We start from the raw sequence: 18718 nt of genomic DNA, 5'->3' as shown, positions 1-18718 counted from the left end.
TTATATGGGAGGTACGAGCATGATGGTTTATGGCGACAGATGACAGCTTCAAGCGGCGTAGCTTCTTGAAAGCTGCTGGCGGTGCGGCGGCAGCGGCCACACTGGCCGGGTGTACCGGCGGCGATGGCGAAGGTGACGGAACGACGACCGACACCACCGAAGAGACGGACGGAACGACCGAAGCGACCGACACCGAGGAGACGACCGAGGAGTCCGGGAGTACGGGTGGCACCCTCACCTTCGCTCGCGGGAACGACTCGGGGTCCCTCGACTTCCAGAACACGACGAGTGGCGAGGACGCGAAGGTCACGAACCAGATCTACGACGGTCTCATCGAGTTCAAGCCGGGCAAGACCTCGCTCAAGGCCGGACTGGCGACCGACTGGAACGTCGACGGCGAGACGGTCAGCCTGACCCTCCGCGAGGGCGTCACGTTCCACAACGGCGACGATTTCACCGCGGACGACTTCGTAGCGACCTACCGCCGGTTCGTGGACGAGGAGTACGAACACTTCCCCGGACAGGACTACGCCTCGTCGTACGGTCCCTACGCACTCGGTCGATGGATCGACTCGGTCGAGAAGTCGGGCGACTACGAGGTCACCATCCAACTCGGCCAGCCTTACTCGCCGATTCTGAAGAACCTCGCGATGTTCGTCTCGAAGGTCCACTCGCTGAAGGCCATCGAGGAGTACGGCACGGACCTCGCCAAGAATCCGGTCGGGACCGGCCCGTTCGAGTTCGACAACTGGGACACCAGCAACGAGCGAATCCGTCTGACCAAGAACGACGACTACTGGGGCGAGAACGAGGCGCAGGTCGACGAAGTGGTGTTCACGGCCATCGGTGAGAACACGACTCGCGCCCAGACGCTCGTCTCGGGCGGCGCGGACATCATCGACGGTCTGGGTGCCCAGTCGTCCCAGATCGTGGACCAGTCCGACAAGGCCGAACTCCTCGAACAGCCCGGTATCAACGTCGGTTACATGGCGTTCAACATGGCGAAGTTCGAGCCGTTCCGCGAAAAGAAGGTTCGGCAGGCCGTCAACTACGCCATCAACACGAAGAACATCGTCGACACCATCTTCAAGGGCATCGCCTCGCAGGCGAGCCAGCCCATCCCCGAGAGCGTGATGGGGTACAACGAGGACATCGACCCCTACCCGCAGGACCTCGACAAGGCCCAGTCGCTACTCGAAGAGGCGGGCTACGGCGACGGCTTCGAGTTCGAACTGGCGACGTTCAAGAACCCGCGGACCTACAACCCCTCGCCCAAGCAGGCGGCCCAGGTCATCAAGTCGAACCTCAACGAGGTCGGCATCACGGTCAACATCAACACGATGCCGTTCAACCCCTTCCTCGACTACACTGACAACTACAAGCACGACGCCTGTTTCCTCGGCTGGATGACCGACAACGGCGACCCGGACAACTTCTACTACGCGCTGCTCCACCCCGGCGTGGACCGCAGCGAGGTTCCGGACGGACAGGAATGGGTCGACCCGGACAACTTCGACAGCATCAACACGCTCGACGCGGCCGCGTGGGCCAACACCGAGTTCATGAAGCTCACCGAGGAGGCCCAGGCCTCCTACAAGACGAGCGAGCGCAAGCCCAAGTACCAGAAGGCCGCCGAAATCTTCCACGAACAGTCCCCGTGGGTCACCCTCGACCACGCGAAGGACCTCCGCGGCGTCGGCAACAACGTCGAAGGGTTCAAGGTTCCGCCCATCGGCGGACCGTTCCTCAACCTCGTCTCGCTGAGCGAGTAGTCGCGCCGACCACTCCCTTTAGTCTCCGACGGACGGCAGGGCGGTAGCGAGTCTTTTTTGTCCCCTCCGGTCAATTTTGCGAGTGAATGATTTCCAAGCGGTTCGTTATCAAACGACTCCTGCTGCTCGTCCCGGTGCTGTTCGGGGTGGCGACGTTCGTCTTCGCCATCCTCCACCTCGCGCCGGGTGACCCCGCACGGGTCATCGCGGGTCAGCGGGCGTCCGAGGAGTTCGTCCGACAGATTCGGACGGAACTCGGACTCAACGACCCCATCTGGGTACAGTACGGCCGGTTCCTGCTGGAGGCGGTCCAGTTGGACTTCGGACAGTCCTACCAGATTCAGAAGGGAACCTCGGTCAAGCAGATCCTGCGATTCAAGCTCCCCGTCACGCTGGAGATGGCGCTGTTCGGCCAGTTCCTCGGCATCCTGTTCGGCATTCCGGTGGGTCTGCTCGGGGCCATCAAGCAGGACTCGTTCAGCGACCACGCCACCCGAATCGGTGCGCTGACGGGTATCAGCGTCCCGATCTACTGGAGTGGTCCGCTCGTCATCCTGCTGTTCGCACAGGTTCTGGGCTGGCTACCGGCGAGTGGCCGAATCGCGTCGCGGTTCGACATCAACCCCATCACGGGAATCATCACGTTCGACACGCTCGTCCGGGGCAACTTCGCGGCGTTCGAGTCGGCCGCGATGCACCTGTTACTCCCGTCGGTAGTCATCGGCATTTACTCGATGGCGCTCATCTCCCGGATGATGCGGTCGTCGATGCTGGAGGTCATCCGGCAGGACTACATGCGGACCGCCCGCGCCAAGGGCCAGGGATCGAAGATTACGGTTATGAAGCACGGCTTCCGGAACGCGCTCATCCCGGTGGTGACGGTCATCGGCATCCAGTTCGGCACCCTGCTCGGCGGTGCGGTCCTGACCGAGACCGTCTTCGGCATTCCGGGCATCGGCACCCTACTGGTGGACGCGATTCAGGTCGGTGACTACCCGGTCGTGCAGGGCACCGTCCTGATGTTCGCGTTCCTGTTCACGCTGGTGAACCTGATCGTGGACGTAACTTACTCTTACCTCGACCCGAGGATCGACCAATGAGTACCGAAACCCAAACCGAGGACGTGGGCCAGCGCGGCGTCGTCGAACGACTCCGCGCCTCCCCGTTCCTCTCCGAACTGCTGTCGAATCGCCTCGCCGTCGCGGGCCTCACCATCATCTTCGTGATGGTGGCGATCGCGCTCTACGCTCGACTGTTCATCGACCTCGCGTCGGTGACGCAGAGTCAAATCGGCACGAACCCCAACCTCGCGCCGCCGAGTTGGCTCAGCCAGAAGACCGCCATCGTCGGCGAGTACGGCCAGTGGGCCTACCCCTTCGGCACCGACATCCAGTCCCGGGACATCTTCCAACGGACTCTCTACGGCGCGTGGCTAGCGATGAAGTACGGCACCATCACGGTCGGCGCTTCGACGGTTCTCGGCGTCGGACTCGGGATTCTGGCGGCCTACTACGGCGACCTCACCGACAACGTCATCATGCGGACCATGGACGTGCTGTTGGCGTTCCCGAGTCTCCTGCTCGCGCTGGCGCTGGTCGCCATCTTCGGCACCGGTCTCTGGAAGGTCGTCATCGCGCTGACGCTGGTGTACACGCCGCGGTTCGCCCGCGTCGTCCGCGGTGCCGCGCTCAAGGTGCTGGAAGACGAGTACATCGAGGCCACGGAGGCGCTCGGAGCGAAAGACCCCCGCGTCATCGTCCGTCACATCCTGCCCAACTGCCTCGCGCCGATGACGGTCCAGTCGACGCTCAACTTCGGACTGGCTATCATCGACATCGCGGCGCTCTCGTTCCTCGGGTTCGGTGCCGAGGCCGGGACGCCCTCGTGGGGACTGATGCTGTCCAACGGCGTGAACCAGGGACTCCTGACGGGCGACTGGTGGTGGTCGTTCTTCCCCGGACTGTTCATCGCCGTCACCGTCCTCGGGTTCAACCTGCTCGGCGACGGGATGCGAGACGCGCTCGACCCCCGGATGCGAGAGACTGTGGACTGACCGATGCGTTCGGGCGACTCGGACGAATCGCGTCCCGGCGAACCGAATCCCGGCGACTCTCGGTCGGGCGGGTTACGCCCCGGCGACTCGACGCCGAACGGCGACGAGTCGCCGACCCTCCGTGAGCGCGCCGCACGACTCGGGCGCGCGCTCCTGTTCGGTGTGGCACTGGCCGGGGCCGCGGTCCCGGTCCTCGTCGTCTCGGGCGAGTCGCTCCAGTTCGCCAGCGAGAAGGTGTTCGCCGTCGGTGCGCTCGTGTTCGGCTTCTCGATTCTCGGCTGGTCGGGGTCGGTGTTCGCTGGCAGGGGCATCCAGAGCTTCCAGCGACACATCGGTGGGCGCTCGGACTGGACGGAGGCCGACTCCCGGCAGGCGATGGCGGTCCTCGGGAGCGTCGGCGTCGGCGGGATGATCGGCGCGAGTTTAGCGACCGTGGTCGTCGGAAGCGTGGCGTAGACTGCCGGCGGTCCGAGCGTCGTGACGACGTTCTCCGTTTTCCGTCGTCGGGTGGAACGAACCGGTTCGATTTTGCCGAACGTCGTCGTACCCCTGTCGATGAACGAGACCACGCGTCAAGCGGTCGCCGTCGCGCTCGGACTGGTGTTCGTCGTCTGGCAGGTGTCCCGAGAACCCGGCCGAGCGATTCCGGCGATTCTGATGGTCAGCGCGCTCGGCTACGCCGTCGCGCCGGTGATCCGCGACGGCGTAGCGTGAACTGCGCCGAGCGGCCTCGCCGAGAGATATCGCGCTACCCGGAAACACGATGGAATGGTGTATCGACCGCAATACTGTTGATATAGACATCTTTTTCGATTCTAAAAAAATTACTGAGATGGCTGACGGCCGTAACTGACGGTCCGACTCGACGACGTACGTAGTCATCAGCGGCGGTGAGTCTCACGCCGACCGCGGTGCGACTCGTCGGTCTACAGTCGGTGAAAAGTGACGACGGGAACGGCCGAGCAAGCGGTCCCGTCGAAGGTTCCGTCGGCGGACGAGTACCCTTCTGGTCTAGGTAGTTCGGATGGCGGTGCATCAGTCGGCGGGTCTTCGCCGACGATACGATATAAACGTGCTTTTCACATAATAGCGCCTCTTCGAGCAACTCTTTCCATCCTCTGCCGCAGAAGGAAACGAATGAAGCGATTGATTGGGGAAACGCGGACAAATGGGGAAATACGGGACGCGGCGTTCGGCGTCTGATTGCGAATCGTTGACTTCCGTCGTTCGACCGGTTCCGGCGAGTCCTCACTCTCGGACGTTCCGTCCGACCGGGTCACCGAACGCGCCGTCGGCGGTTGCACCGCCTTCGCTTCGAGGCGTCTCCGACGCCCCGCTGTCGTACACCACGTTCCCGCGGACCATCGTCAGCTCGGGGAAGACGCCAGCCATTCCCTCGAAGGGCGTCCACCCGCACTTCGAGTGGAGGTCCTCGCCGCGAATCTCCCTGCTCGCGTCGGGGTCCACCAGCACGAGGTCGGCCATCAGGCCCTGTTCGACCTTCCCCTTCCGGGTCAGGCCGAACACGTCGGCGGGGGTGGCCGCGGTCAGGTCGCGGACGCGCTCGTAGCTCAGGTTGCCCTTGCGGGCCTCTTCGAGCAGGAGCGGGAGCGCCGTCTCGACGCCGGGCACGCCGCTCGGCGCGTCCCAGATGCTCGCGTCTTTCTCCTCGCGGGTGTGCGGCGCGTGGTCGGTCGCCACCACGTCCACGGTCCCGTCGGCCACGCGCTCGAAGAGGGCTTCCCGCCGGTCCTCGCTTCGGAGCGGCGGATTCATACGGCCGAAGGTGCCCAACTCGTCGTAGTCGTCGCGCGAGAGGAACAGGTGGTGAGGCGTCACCTCGCAGGTCGCGCCGCCGGTCGTGGCGGCATCGACGCCCTCGGGCGTGCTGGTGTGGGCAACGTGGATCTCGGCGTCGGCCTCCGCGCCGATTTCGACCGCGCGCTCGACCGCGGCCGCCTCCGCCTCCGCGGTTCGGTAGGCGCTCCACGCGTCGTAGTCGTCGCCGTCGCGGTCCCAGGCTTCCTCCGAGAACAGGTCGGCGTCCTCGGCGTGGACCGTGACGACTCGGTACTCGTCGGTCGCGCGCTCGACCGCCTCCCGGAACAGGTCCTCCTCGATACCCATGTCGCCGGTCGAGTCCGCGAGGAACACCTCGCCGAGCGCGAGAACCGGCCGGGCGAACAGTTCGTCGGGGTCCCACTCCTCGGTGACGCCGCCGTTGATGCCGTAATCCACGTAGGAGTCGTTCGCGAGGTCGGCCTTCCGGTCGAACGCCTCGCCGTCCACGGTCGGCGGGTCGGTGTTCGGTTGGTCCACGACGGTCGTCACGCCGCCCGCCGCCGCGCTCTTGCTCCCGGTCTCCCACGTCTCCTTGTGGGAGAATCCGGGCTGGCGGAAGTGGACGTGCGCGTCTATCATCCCCGGCAGGAGGAGTTTGCCGGTGGCGTCGATTGAGTCGCCCGACTCGGTGAGGGTAGAGCCGACCCCCGCGATGCGGCCCGCGGACGTGTCGATTCGCACGTCCACCTGTCGGCCGTCGGCCAGCGTCGCGTTCCGTACGGTGAGCATCGAGTGTCGGTTCGGGGGTCGGCGTCCTAAGGCTCCCGGTTCGTCCGCTCGGAAGCAGAAGATGACGGTGTACGAACGGCGTCGGTGTCGACGACGGGAACTACATCGGAGAGGAGGCCGGCGGTCGTCACCGAGAGACAGGTCAGCCGGCGGTTTCGGCGTCGGCGAGTTCCGGAACCGAAACCACTTCGGCCTCCTCGTCGCCGACCAGTAACTCCTCGACGGTCCGGGCCACCGTCTCGGGGTCGCCGTCGCCGCCCGCCTTGGCGATACTCCCGACCGATTCGGGGTCGAAGGGCACGTCGAGCGCGGCGTACACCGGGTCGAGGACGCCCCCGATTTCCTCGTGGTCGCGCACGACGACCACGCCCGAGACCAGCGCCGCGTTCTTCCGGACGCGCTGGGCCACCCCGACGAGTTTCCCGTCGCGCTGGAGCGAGTAGTCGCCCGGGCAGAAACTCGCCTCGGGTTCGCCGCGACTCGCCGGGACGCCGAGTCGCCAGAGCGCACGCTGGATGGCCCTCGTCACCGTCTCGTAGCGTTCGTCCATCCCGATTCGCATGTCCTCCAGGGGAACGACCTTTGCGAACGCGACGGTGTTGCCGGTGTAGGCGACCGCTCGGCCGCCGACCGACCGCTCGACGGGCGCGAAGTCGCAGGCGTCGGCGACCTTCTTCGCCACGTGGTAGTCGTCGGCCCGCGAGTCGCGTCGCCCGAACGCGAGTTGGCGGTGTGGTCGCCACGCCCGGACCGACGCCTCGCCGTCCTCGGCCGCCCGTTCGAGCAGTCGGGCGACGACTTCGCGGTCGGCGTCCCGACTCGCCGCCCGGCCGCGGAGTACGCGCATGTCCGACGGTTCACAGTCGGAGTACCTAAACCCTCGCGTCTCCGAGGTGCGAACGATGGTCACGGTCGGCCCGGAGATTCTGGAACGCTTCCCGCGGTTCTCGTTGTACAACTCGCCGTACACCGCCCACGACGAGGGGTGTGCTATCGACCTCTATCCCCACGAGGGCGACTGGCGACCCGCCGGCGATGGCCGCGAGACCGCCGCGCCGAGTCCCGTCTCGGGCGAGGTCGTCGCCACCCGAACCGTCTCGGCACCCCCGAAACCGTACGCCGTCGAACGGGACCACCTCGTCGTGGTGGACACTGGCGACCACCTCGCTCGAATCCTCCACGTCGAACCCGCAGTCGAACCCGGCGACGAGGTGGCGGTCGGCGACTCGCTCGGCGAGATGGTGCGCTCGGGCTTTTTCGCTCCGTGGGTCGACAACCACGTCCATCTCGGCTTCCGGTCTCCCGACGCGAACCCCTTCCGGGCCTCGGGGTCGCTCCCGGTCGAGGTGGACACCGGCGTCGAACTCGCGGGGGTTCCGTGGGACGGCCGAGGGACGGTCGTCTCGGCGAGCGACACCTACGCCGTCCTCGACGCGCCCGACCACCCCGCGCCGGGCGAGTGCTTCGCAGGAATCGCCACCGACGGCGGAAGGGCCGGAGACGGAGGCGACGGAATCTTCGACGGTGGCCTTCCCCACTACGACGGCGGCGGAGTTCTCGGCGGAACGCGGCGCGACGGCCACGACGAGACGGTCTCGCTCGCGGGTCGACGCGTCGGCACTGCGGCGGGACGAACTATCGCGTGGGACGACCTGACGGTGCTGGCGAACGGAACGCCGATCACCGGTCTCTCGTTTTTCTTCGCGCGCGAGGCGCTCGGTGCGAAACTGGTCTGTCCGGACGTGGCGTTCGAGGTGGGCGAGGAAGTCGAAATAAGCGTGACTCGCTAATCGACCGTTCGCGCCTCCCTCTGGACTTCCGTTGACGGAAAACATCGCACTCGGCGCACTCCGGGTCGAGTTCGCGGTGGCGTGCCGGAAAATCTCCGCGAGTGGTCGTCAGAAGTCGTCGTGGACGACCGCCGTCCCTCTCCCGTTTCGTCGTCCACACGCGTCAGTCCTCGTCGGTGACAGACGTATCGAACGCCGTAACCTACGTTTCGAGGGCGAAGGTCCATCTTCCCGTTGTTCGTCTGTTGGGACATGGACGACGACGGTATCTCCTCCACTTTGAACTGTGAAAAACAGCGCCACGACCGAACGACGGGCGAAGAAACCGGACAGCGACTCGACCGTACACTGGTTGCGTTGTCGGAGGAGCGACGCCGTCTCGTCTTGCAGTACTTCCGAAACGCGTCGGACGACGTGGCGACGATGGCCGACCTCGCCGACTACGTGGCGAACAGAACGGAAAGCAGTGACTTCGAGTACGTTTCGGTCGCCCTGCATCACAAGGACGTGCCGAAGTTAGAGGAAGCGGGGCTGATCGAGTACGATTCGAGGAGCGAAACCGTCCGCTTCGTCGGGTCGGAGTTCGTCTACTCGTTGCTCGACAGCGCCGAGGGCCGGGCGAGTAGCGAGCAGCAGGAAGTGGCCGACGGGACGGACGTAGTTCGACACCTCTCCGAGGCGCTCACGGTCGAAGACCCGGTGGAGAAGGACTATCACGTCCGGCAGGCGCTCCAGCACGTTCATCTCGACCCGTAGCTACTCGAACTCGATTTCGTCTTTCGTCGTCAGTTCGCCGAACAGGAAGTCCGAATGTGCTATCGCGTACTCCTTGTGGTCCTCCTCGATGTAGCCGAGGGCGTCCTCTACCAGAACCGGCCGGTAGTCCCGAAGTCCCGCACTCCCCGCGGTGTGGAGGACGCAGACGTTGGCGAGCGTCCCGCAGACGAGCAGGTCGTCGATTTTGTGCGTGTCGAGGTGGCCTTCCAGGCCGGTCCGGTAGAAGGCGTCGTAGGTGTGCTTCTCGACGACGTGGTCTTCCTCGCGCACGTCGAGGTCGGCGTGGAGTTCGGCGTCCCACGAGTCTTCGAGGACGTGTTCGCCCCAGCGGTCGAACTCGTCGTAGTAGTGGTTGCCCTCGAACTGCTCGGGCGGGTGAACGTCGCGAGTGTAGACCACGGACGCGCCCGCGTCGCGGGCGGCCGAGACCACCTCGGTCACGTCGGCGACGGCCTCCTCGCTGGCGGGCGAATAGAGGCTTCCGTCGGGGTGGCAGAAGCCGTTCTGCACGTCCACGACCACGACTGCCGTCGAATCTGGGTCGAACTTCATGTTCGAAAGTAGCAATTCGGGGCCAAAAACGTTTTCCGACGATTCGGTCCCCTCCGTCGGCAATCGTCGCCCATTCAGGTTACTGCATTGATTTCACCTCGCTATCAAGAGGTTTTTGACGGTGTAGACCTACGTCATGGTCACAGCTAATGCGTACGACTATCGCAATCGCGGTCGCTCTCATGCTCGTCGTCGCGGGGTGTTCGCAGGCCCCCGGCGCGGGGACGACGACCGATACGGCAGCCGAGACGACGGTACCTCCGACGGCGGACGAGACGACCCAGTCCGATTCCGAGTCGGACGCGACGACCGAGCAATCGAGCCAACAGGTCGTCAAGCCCGACGACCCCGAGTCCGACGTCATCGGTTGGGAGGCGGGCTACTGGTACAACGAGACCATCGATGTGAACCCCGAGGACGGACTGAACGACACCGAACTCGACAAGACGGTCGCTCGCGCGATGGCCCGCGTCGAGCGAATCCGGCAACTCGAATTCGAAGAACGGGTTCCGGTCGAAATCCAGACCCGCGAGGAGTTCCGGTCGAACCAGAACGACCGCTCGACGCCCGACGACCGGCGACTGTTCGACAACGTGAAGTACGAATCGCTGTTCATGATCGGCGAGTCGACCGACTCTATCGCGGTCCAGAACCGCAACTCCGGGTCGTCGGTCGGCGGCTTCTACAGTCCGAGCGAGGAGAAGATCGTCGTCGTCTCGGAGAACGCTTCGACGCCGAAACTCGACGAGATTACGCTCTCGCAGGAACTGTTCCACGCGCTTCAGGACCAGAAGTTCAACCTCTCGAAGTTCGACCAGTCCACGCGTGAACTCCACAACGCCAAGGACGGCGTCATCGAGGGCGACGGCAACTACGTCGACCACCTCTACTCCGAGCGATGCAAGGACGAGTGGAACGGCGACTGTCTGTCCGACTCCGGGTCGGGGACCAGCGGCGACCTCGCCAACATCGGTCCGTACCTCATCAAGTTCCAACCGTACAGCGACGGTCCGCCGTTCGTCCGCGGGGTCCAGCAACGCGGTGGCTGGGAGGCAGTCAACGACCTCTACGAGAACCCGCCCGCGAGCACCGAGCAGGTCATCCATCCCGACAAGTACGGGAAGGACTCTCCGGCCGAGTTCGACCTCGAAGACCGGACCAGCAACGGTTGGGAGCGACTCGAACTACAGGGTCGTCCGAGCTACGGTAGCGTCGGCGAAGCGGGCATCTTCGCGATGTTCATGTACCCCTACTACCCGAGTCAGGGCCAGACTCAAATCGTTCCGGCCCGGGAGTTCTTCAACACGAAACAGGGGACCGACCAGGTCCGGCAGTTCGACCCGCTGAACTACAACAGCACGTACTCGGCCGGGTGGGACGGCGACAAACTCGCCGTCTACACCAACGACGTGGCGAAGGCCAACGAGACGGGCTACGTCTGGAAGTCGGTCTGGGACTCCGAACAGGACGCCGCGGAGTTCGTCGAGGGCTACCGCCAAGTCCTGGAGTACAACGACGCCACGAAGGTAGACGGACGCCCGAACACGTGGCGCATCGAGGGCAACGGCTTCGCCGACGCCTTCTACGTTCAGCAGAAGGGCGACACGGTCGTCATCGTGAACGCGCCGACCGTCTCGGACCTCTCGGACGTTCGGCAGGGCGCGGCACCGAAGCAGTAGCCGACTCGTCTTTTTTCTCGTTTTCGTGAGTGAGCGTACTCGAGGCTAGCTATCGCTCGAATCACGGAAGACCGCACGGCACCACCCCGCACCGCGACAGCGCGCACCAACCCCTAAGACAACATTCGCAATAACTAGACGAACGTATAGGCACTCCTTAGAAACAAAAATATTGCCTAACAGGGTTGGTCATACGGTTTCACGTATTGGAGTATTATGCTTGCTCGGCAGTGTGCAACTAGTTCTTCGTCTGTACTTGCTGCGAGGTTCACACGTACCTCTGAATAGAGAAACCGTGATACCATCGACTGCTAAAGGAATCGAGAGCTGTCGCTGCTAGTCACCGCGGTCGCGCCGCGAGTCCGCGAGGCGTCCTCCGTCGTCGGCGACCGCACGTCGTGAGAATACGCGGCGTCGGCGCTCTGGCTGGCGATTTCCTGGCAGTCGTCGCCCTTCGACCGTCAAGCGGGAGTTTTTTCGCTCCAGCGGCGGTACGTCCGACCATGAATCTCCCGAGGTGGCGGCGATGAGCGGCGGGTTCGACGTAGTGTCCGAGTCGGCTATCCGCGACGGGACGGCGACCGACGCCTACTTCCTCCGAACCGAGGAGACTCTCCGGGCGGCCGACCGGAACCCGCACGTCGTGGCCGAAGTGACCCAAGACCAGTTCCCGACCGGCGAGTTCGACCTGCTGGCGGGCGTGAAAGACGCCGCCAACCTGCTCGAAGGACTCGCCGTCGACGTGGACGCCATGCGCGAGGGCCGGTTGTTCGACGGCGGCCCAGTCATGCGAATCGAGGGCGACTACCTCGACTTCGCCCGGTTCGAGACCTCGCTGTTGGGACTGCTCTCTCATCAGAGCGGCATCGCCACGGCGGCGCTGGAAGCGCGGCGGGCCGCCCCCGACTCGACGGTCCTGAGTTTCGGCGCGCGCCACGTCCACCCCGCAATCGCGCCGGTCGTAGAGCGCGGCGCGCTCGTCGGCGGACTCGACGGCATCTCGCACGTCGCGGCGGGCGAGGTCCTCGGCCGGGAGGCCAGCGGTACGATGCCCCACGCGCTGGTCATCGCCTTCGGCGACCAGGAGACCGCGTGGGAGGCCTTCGACGAGGCGGTGGACCCCGAAGTCCCCCGCATCGCCATCTGCGACACCTACTCCGACGAGAAAGACGAGAGCATCCGGGCCGCCGAGGCGCTCGGGGACGCGCTTGACGGAGTGCGACTCGACACCACGAGTTCCCGACGAGGGAACTTCCGCCACATCGTCCGCGAGGTCCGGTGGGAACTCGACGCCCGCGGTCACGACGACGTCGAGATATTCGTCAGCGGCGGTCTCGACCCCGCGAACCTCCGGAACCTCCGCGACCTCGCCGACGGGTTCGGCGTCGGCGGCTACGTCAGCAACGCCGACCCGCTCGACTTCGCGCTCGACATCGTGGAACTCGACGGCGAACTCGTTGCCAAGCGCGGCAAACTCTCGGGCAAGAAGCAGGCGTTCCGGACGGCCGACGGCGGTCACCACGTCGGTCTGGTCGACCGGGCCGACCCCGAAGACGGCGAACCGCTCCTCGAACCGCTGGTCCGCGACGGCGAAATCGTCCGGGAGTTCGACGTCGACGAGGCGGCCGAGCGTGCGCACGAGGACGCCGACGCCGTCGGGTTCCGCGAGGACGAGTGAGTCAGCGTCTGCTCGACGGCGATACTACGGAAATTTCTGGAAAAGTCCGACCCGTTACAGTTCTTCGACGGTTCCTTCGGGTTCGCGCTCGTTGAAGACCTGCCCGTCGAACAGCGTCACCATCACGTCGTCGTCTTCCCACGCGCCCTTCGGAAGTCCGGCCTTCCGACAGGTTCGGTCGAGATACTCGAAGACGCTCCACTCGTTCTCGATGGGAAGCGTCGGGTACATCCACGCTTGCTCGCCGCGGCCTTCGATTGCGACGCCGTGAGTTCCGAGTTCGATGTCCTCTACTGGGTCCTCCGAAAACTGAGTCTCTCGGACGACGCAGACCGAGATTTTCAGGTTCGAAAGCTCCGCTTCCTCTACTTCGGAGCCACACGAGGTGTCGCTGGCCGCGCTGATAGCCGAGTCCACGATGAGGTGCCCGAGTTGGTCGGTGCCTTCGTACGCACCGTCACATCCTCGGAGGCGGCCGCGTCCTCGCGTCGACGAGAGCCGAACGAACACGCCAGTTCGTGCGTAGAACGCCTCACGCATGCTACCGGGCTGTTCGCGCTGTCCGTTGATGACGTAGGATTCGACGGATTCGCGTGCAAGTTCCACGGCCCGCGTACCATCCTCGTAGGAGAGAGTCACTGCCTGAGCCTGTGCCATACACAAACCCGTTAGGCTGGAAGTACCTTCAAGTCTTCCCTTCAATACTAAACACGGAAACGTCCCACTACGTTTCGCGTGGGAGCGATTGACACGGGTTAACGACCCTGTTCCGTCGGGGTAACATTCGGTTTCGGCGGGCGTATCGGCCGCTCGCACCGAACTTCTTAAACCCGGCCGGGCGCTACGTTCGAGTGGCAGAGGGAGCCGAGTTCCCGCGAGGGCGCCGGCGTTCGTCGGCGCTCACGTGAGGAAAGTCCCCCCACCGTCCGGGCAGGCGACCGGATGCAAGTCCGGAGCGGGAGACCGCTGGCTCTGGAACAGAAACGAGACCGCTCTCCCCGACCGATGAGGTGTGCGAACCCGACCCGAACGAAGGCTCACGCCGAGTAAAGGAACGGGGAGCTAACCCACCGAGGGATGGCGTTCCGGTTCCGCCGGAACGCGTGCGTGGCGTACTCGCTCGCCACCACGTGACGGGAGAGAACGGATGGAACGGCGAATCCTCGCCGGTGCAAGTCCGCGCGGACTAGGTAGCCCGGACGACTGCGCGGACGCTCAGCCGAATACTCGGAGGAACAGAAGGGGGCTTACTCCCCTCAGCCGCTTTCGATACGAACAGCACTGCGAGTGTCTCCTCTCGTTCTTTCGTTCCCGTGCGCTACCCCAACGCGACGATCAAGAGCGCGAGTGCGCCGAGTATCTCAGCGGCGAGGACCGTAACTGCGGCCCCGATCTTCAGGACGCTCATCTCGAGTCCCATTTCGATGGCGCTCATCGATTTCTATTTGGGAGCCTTTCACAATAAGTCGGACACACGGTTCGGAATTGTTTGCGATTACGACCGATACGTAACGCAATGAACGCTCGTGAACCGTTTCACGAAACCGGAAATGTGCGCTTAAAACGATTGGAAGCCGAGGTTGTATGGCGTGTTAATAATACGTTCTGGATAAGTTGTTAAGGAATCCCATCTAAAGCCGGTTCTCTGATAGAGAAATTAATAACGCTTCGGTGACTACCTTTAGCTAATGACGACGGACGAACGCGAACGGACGGTCCGACTCTCGGTACCCGAGATGGACTGTCCCTCTTGCGCCGGAAAGGTGACCGCGAGCGTCGAGCGACTCGACGGCGTACGCGACATCGACCCGGCACCGACGACCGGCACGCTCACCGTCGCCTACGACCCGGCGGCGACCGACGACGCGGCCGTCCGCGAGCGAGTGGAGGCCGCCGGGTACGCGGTCGAAGGTGACGCCGGAGTGGACGGCGACGCCGAGACTCGACTCTCGGTTCCGGAGATGGATTGTCCCTCCTGTGCGGGCAAAGTCGAGAACGCCCTCGACGGCGTGGAAGGCGTCGAGAGCGTCGAGGCCCGACCCGCGACCGGAGAGGTCCTCGTAACCGGTGACGCCGGCAGCGGACAGGCCGTCGCGGCAATCGAGGGCGCGGGTTACGAGGTAGCTAACGTGGGAAGCGACGACGGTGGCCCGGACGTGGCCGGCCCGAGCGAGGTCTGGTCGAGTCCGCGCGCGCTCAAGACGTGGGCGGGAGGTGCGCTCATGCTCGTCGGACTCGTTCTGGAGTTCCTGGTCACGAGCGCCGACACGCTCCTCTTCTCGGCGCTCGGCCGCGAGTTCCACCTATCGTCGGTCCTCCTCCTGTTCGCGGCGGGAGTCGCGGGTCAAGAAATCCTCCGGAACGGATACTACTCGGCGAAGAACCTGAGCCTCGACATCGACCTGCTGATGGGGACCGGCGTCCTCGCCGCGGTCGCGGTCGGTCTCTACTTCGAGGCCGCGACGCTCGCGGTCCTCTACAGCGTGGCGGAACTCCTCGAACGCTTCTCGATGGACCGCGCCCGCAACTCGGTCCGGGAACTCATGGACCTCTCGCCCGACACCGCGACCGTCAAGCGAGGCGGAGCGAACGGGGAGGGCGGTCGAGAGGAGACGGTCCCCGTCGAGGAGGTCGCGGTCGGCGAGACGGTCGTGGTCCGGCCCGGCGAGAAGATTCCGGTGGACGGCGAGGTAGTCGAGGGAACGAGCGCGGTGAATCAGGCACCCATCACGGGCGAGAGCGTTCCCGTGGACAAGTCGCCCGGCGCGGAGGTCTATGCCGGGACCGTCAACGAGGAGGGGTACCTCGAGGTCGAGGCGACCGCCGAGGCCGACGAGACCACGCTCTCGCAGGTCATCGAGTTGGTCGGCGACGCCCAGCGCGACCGGACCGACCGCGAGCAGTTCATCGAGACGTTCGCGGCCTACTACACTCCCGTCATCGTCGTCGCGGCCCTGCTCACCGCCTTCGGGCCGCCGCTCCTGCTCGACGGCCCCTTCCGCGAGTGGTTCGTCCGCGGTCTCACCCTGCTCGTGGTGGCCTGCCCGTGCGCGTTCGTCATCTCGACGCCCGTCTCGGTCGTCTCGGGCGTCACCAGCGCGGCCCGAAACGGCGTCCTCGTGAAGGGCGGCCCGCACCTCGAATCCATGGGCGCGGTCGAAGCGGTCGCGTTCGACAAGACCGGGACGCTGACCGCGGGCGAACTCGCCGTGACCGACGTGGTCGCGCTCAACGGTAACGACGAGGCCGACCTCCTGCACTGCGCTCACGACCTCGAACGCCGGAGCGAACACCCCATCGCGGAGGCCATCGTGGAGTACGCTCACGAAGCCAGCGACCCCCACGACGAGTCGGGCGAGGACCGACCCATCGAGAACTTCGAGAGTCTGACCGGCAAGGGCGTCCGGGCCGACCTCGACGGCGTGACCCACTACGCCGGAAAACCTGCGCTGTTCTCCGAACTGGGCTTCGACCTCGAACACGTCCACCTCTCGACCGATGGAGGCGTCGCCGCAGAGGCCGCCGAGAGTCGGTGTGACGACCGCGAGGACTGCCTCGACCTGCTCGCCGACGTAGTGCCCCGATTCCAGCGCGAGGGCAAGACGGTGGTTCTGGTCGGCACCGAGGACGAACTGGAGGGCGTCCTCGCCATCGCCGACGAGGTGCGTCCCGACGCGCGTCGGACTGTCGCCCGGTTACAGGAGTTCGGTCTCGAATGCATCATGCTCACGGGCGACAACGAGGGCACCGCCCGCGCCGTGGCCGAAGAAGTCGGCGTGGACGAGTACCGGGCCGAACTCCTCCCCGAGGGGAAGGTCGAAGCCGTCGAGGAACTCACCGACCGCCACGGCACGGTGGCGATGGTCGGCGACGGCGTGAACGACGCGCCCGCGCTGGCCGCCGCGACGGTCGGCGTGGCGATGGGCGCGGCCGGGACCGACACCGCCATCGAGACGGCCGACATCGCCCTGCTGGGCGACGACCTCCGGAAGGTGCCCTACCTCTACCGACTCTCGCGGAAGGCCAACGGCGTCATCCGCCAGAACATCTGGGCGAGTCTCGCGGTCAAGGCGGTGCTAGCGGTGGGTGCGCCGCTCGGACTCGTGTCGGTGGCGATGGCGATAATCGTCGGCGACATGGGGATGAGTCTGGGCGTGACGGGGAACGCGATGCGACTCGCGCGGGTAGAACCCGAGGAGTAGGCCGAGGCCGGACTGCGGTACGAACGGAACTCTATTCTCCGAAAATCGGATGCGTCTCCCGAATCTCTTCGATTAGCTCCGCCACGTCCTCGTTGGCCTCTTCGTCGGGCGTCAGCGGAGGCTTCCCGTCGAAGGTCTCGTGGACCTCGGCCACGCTGTCCGAGAGCGTGTCGAGTCCGTAGCCGCCTTCGAGGACGAAGCCGAGCGCGGCGTCCGTCTCGGCGGCGAGGGTCCGAACGCGGTCGGTCAGCATGCCGTAGCCCTCGGTCGAGACTCGCATCCGAGAGATGGGGTCGTGGCGGTGGGCGTCGAATCCCGCGCTGACGAGCAGGAGGTCCGGGTCGAACTCGCGGAACGCGGGCGCGACCAGTTCGTCGAACGTGTCGCGGTACTCCGGGTCGCCCGCGCCCGCGGGGAGCGGAACGTTGAGGGTCGTGGCCGCGCCGTCGCCCTCGCCGGTCTCGTCTATCTCTCCGGTGCCGGGATAGAGACCCTCCTCGTGGGTCGAGGCGTAGAACACGTCCCCGGCGTCGTAGAAGATGTCCTGGGTGCCGTTGCCGTGGTGAACGTCCCAGTCGAAGATGGCGACCCGAGAGGCGTCCGAGTCGTCGGCGATGACGTGACGGGCCGCGACCGCGGCGTTGTTGAAGAAGCAAAAGCCCATCGCGTCGTCGGAGACCGCGTGGTGGCCCGGCGGTCGCCCGAGCGCGAAGGGAGTGTCCCGGCCGTCGTCCCCGTCGAGGGCGGTCTCCGCGGCCCAGCAGGCCAATCCGGCCGACTGGAGCGCGGCCTCCCAGGTCGCTCGGACCGCCACGGTGTCGGGGTCCCAGTTGCCGCCGCCCGTCTCGCAGAACTCCCGAAACTCCGCGACGTAGTCGGCGTCGTGGACCGCTTTCACGCAGTCGTCGGTGGCGGGGTCGGTGTCTACGTACTTGACGCCGTGTTTTCGCGCCAGGCGTTCCTTGATGGCGCGAAGCCGGTCGGGGTTTTCGGGATGACGCTCGCCCGTGTCGTGGGCCAGACAGTCCTCGCTGTAGCCGAAGTTCATTCGAAGAGTTCGAAGTACGTATGGATGTCCTCGGCCTTAACAGTTCGCCGGTCGGCGTGGCGTGCGAGGATGGCGGCCGCTTTAGCGACGTTGTCCGCGTAGTCTTCGAGGATGTCCGCCAGCGCGATGCGGGCGTCCATCGCAACCCGATAGCTGTCGTCTATTTCGAGTCGTGCGATGCGGTCTACGGGAGCGACCGGCAGTTCGAGGTCGTCCTTGTCCACGACCTGTCCGACGCCGAAGTCCTCGCTCATCAGCGTTTTGCGGTTGTCCGCGGTGGCGTGTTTGGCGGCGTCGACCGCGAGTTCGGCCCCGTGTTGTTGGATCCGCCGCGCCAACTCCTCGGCGGCGTCCGCACTGACTCTGAGTTCGCCTGCATTCCGTCTGATAATCGTATCGACCGGTGCGAACGGCAACTCGACGCTCATACCCACACCCGGGAATCTTGCGCCCTTAGTTCTTTCCAAAGCGTCTTTCGAGGAACCTGCGGCCGTTTTGGAATCGTCGGACGTGTTCCCCGACGAACGCGGTCGTTCGGCGGTGTGCGCCGGGATACCACTCGGTCGCGTTCGTCTCGAAGTTTAGCACGTTCCGGC

Annotated in this window: 16 protein-coding genes and 1 other RNA gene; 11 read left to right on the top strand and 6 right to left on the bottom strand. The window is 65.2% G+C overall.

What is annotated here, in order from left to right; genetic code table 11:
- Positions 1-29 precede the first annotated feature (29 nt).
- The 5 genes from E2484_RS17250 (at position 30) to E2484_RS25135 (ending at position 4539) form a co-directional block, all read left to right on the top strand.
- Positions 30-1772, top strand: a complete 1743-nt coding sequence (locus E2484_RS17250; RefSeq protein ID WP_137286430.1) for an ABC transporter substrate-binding protein — start codon at positions 30-32, stop codon at positions 1770-1772.
- An 86-nt stretch (positions 1773-1858) separates the two neighbouring features.
- A complete protein-coding gene (locus E2484_RS17245) occupies positions 1859-2872 on the top strand; it encodes an ABC transporter permease (protein ID WP_137286429.1) in 1014 nt (337 codons plus the stop codon).
- Positions 2869-3825, top strand: coding sequence for an ABC transporter permease (locus E2484_RS17240; RefSeq protein WP_137286428.1), 957 nt, complete (start codon positions 2869-2871; stop codon positions 3823-3825). Before E2484_RS17245 ends, E2484_RS17240 begins: the two co-directional genes overlap by 4 nt.
- A gap of 3 nt (positions 3826-3828) precedes the next feature.
- Positions 3829-4281 carry a DUF7268 family protein gene (locus tag E2484_RS17235; RefSeq protein WP_321112698.1) on the top strand — a complete coding sequence of 151 codons (453 nt, stop codon included), beginning with the start codon at positions 3829-3831 and terminating at the stop codon, positions 4279-4281.
- A 99-nt stretch (positions 4282-4380) separates the two neighbouring features.
- Positions 4381-4539, top strand: coding sequence for a hypothetical protein (locus E2484_RS25135; protein ID WP_170977400.1), 159 nt, complete (start codon positions 4381-4383; stop codon positions 4537-4539).
- Positions 4540-5073: 534 nt separating this feature from the next.
- Here the strand turns inward: E2484_RS25135 and E2484_RS17230 are convergent.
- Both E2484_RS17230 and E2484_RS17225 read right to left on the bottom strand, forming a co-directional pair.
- Positions 5074-6396: a dihydroorotase gene (locus tag E2484_RS17230; RefSeq protein WP_137286427.1), complete on the bottom strand. Its 1323-nt coding sequence runs from the start codon at positions 6394-6396 to the stop codon at positions 5074-5076.
- 142 nt (positions 6397-6538) lie between these two features.
- Positions 6539-7243, bottom strand: coding sequence for a lipoate--protein ligase family protein (locus tag E2484_RS17225; protein ID WP_137286426.1), 705 nt, complete (start codon positions 7241-7243; stop codon positions 6539-6541).
- On the opposite strand from E2484_RS17225, the gene E2484_RS17220 reads away from it, so the two are divergent.
- Complete coding sequence (locus E2484_RS17220; protein WP_321112697.1) at positions 7242-8186, top strand: hypothetical protein; 945 nt, start codon at positions 7242-7244, stop codon at positions 8184-8186. The two genes, E2484_RS17225 and E2484_RS17220, sit on opposite strands and share 2 nt — an antisense overlap.
- A gap of 252 nt (positions 8187-8438) precedes the next feature.
- Positions 8439-8942, top strand: coding sequence for a DUF7344 domain-containing protein (locus tag E2484_RS17215; RefSeq protein ID WP_137286425.1), 504 nt, complete (start codon positions 8439-8441; stop codon positions 8940-8942).
- Here E2484_RS17215 and E2484_RS17210 read toward each other — a convergent pair whose 3' ends face one another.
- Positions 8943-9515 (bottom strand): cysteine hydrolase family protein, encoded by a 573-nt coding sequence (locus E2484_RS17210; RefSeq protein ID WP_137286424.1) that lies wholly within the window; start codon positions 9513-9515, stop codon positions 8943-8945.
- A gap of 149 nt (positions 9516-9664) precedes the next feature.
- Between E2484_RS17210 and E2484_RS17205 the strand changes: the two genes are divergently transcribed.
- Together E2484_RS17205 and E2484_RS17200 are read left to right on the top strand one after the other, a co-directional pair.
- Positions 9665-11194, top strand: a complete 1530-nt coding sequence (locus E2484_RS17205; protein ID WP_137286423.1) for an Hvo_1808 family surface protein — start codon at positions 9665-9667, stop codon at positions 11192-11194.
- A 526-nt stretch (positions 11195-11720) separates the two neighbouring features.
- A complete protein-coding gene (locus tag E2484_RS17200) occupies positions 11721-12872 on the top strand; it encodes a nicotinate phosphoribosyltransferase (RefSeq protein ID WP_137286422.1) in 1152 nt (383 codons plus the stop codon).
- 54 nt (positions 12873-12926) lie between these two features.
- Here the strand turns inward: E2484_RS17200 and E2484_RS17195 are convergent, their stop codons facing one another.
- Positions 12927-13529, bottom strand: a complete 603-nt coding sequence (locus tag E2484_RS17195; protein WP_137286421.1) for a TIGR00296 family protein — start codon at positions 13527-13529, stop codon at positions 12927-12929.
- A 217-nt stretch (positions 13530-13746) separates the two neighbouring features.
- Between E2484_RS17195 and rnpB the strand changes: the two genes are divergently transcribed.
- Together rnpB and E2484_RS17185 are read left to right on the top strand one after the other, a co-directional pair.
- An RNA gene (gene rnpB / locus E2484_RS17190) (RNase P RNA component) lies at positions 13747-14133 on the top strand.
- Positions 14134-14560: 427 nt separating this feature from the next.
- Positions 14561-17074 (top strand): heavy metal translocating P-type ATPase, encoded by a 2514-nt coding sequence (locus tag E2484_RS17185; protein ID WP_137286420.1) that lies wholly within the window; start codon positions 14561-14563, stop codon positions 17072-17074.
- 31 nt (positions 17075-17105) lie between these two features.
- On the opposite strand, the gene E2484_RS17180 is transcribed toward E2484_RS17185, so the two are convergent.
- Together E2484_RS17180 and E2484_RS17175 are read right to left on the bottom strand one after the other, a co-directional pair.
- A complete protein-coding gene (locus E2484_RS17180) occupies positions 17106-18122 on the bottom strand; it encodes a histone deacetylase family protein (RefSeq protein ID WP_137286419.1) in 1017 nt (338 codons plus the stop codon).
- On the bottom strand, positions 18119-18550 hold the full coding sequence (locus E2484_RS17175; protein WP_137286418.1) for a histone family protein: 432 nt from the start codon (positions 18548-18550) through the stop codon (positions 18119-18121). The genes E2484_RS17180 and E2484_RS17175 overlap by 4 nt, the downstream gene beginning before the upstream one ends.
- Positions 18551-18718 lie beyond the last annotated feature (168 nt).

The sequence above is a fragment of the Halorussus salinisoli genome, assembly GCA_005239435.1.
Taxonomy (GTDB): domain Archaea; phylum Halobacteriota; class Halobacteria; order Halobacteriales; family Haladaptataceae; genus Halorussus; species Halorussus salinisoli.
The sequence above is the reverse complement of the archived record's forward strand: the minus strand, read 5'-3'. Positions and strand labels throughout refer to the sequence as shown.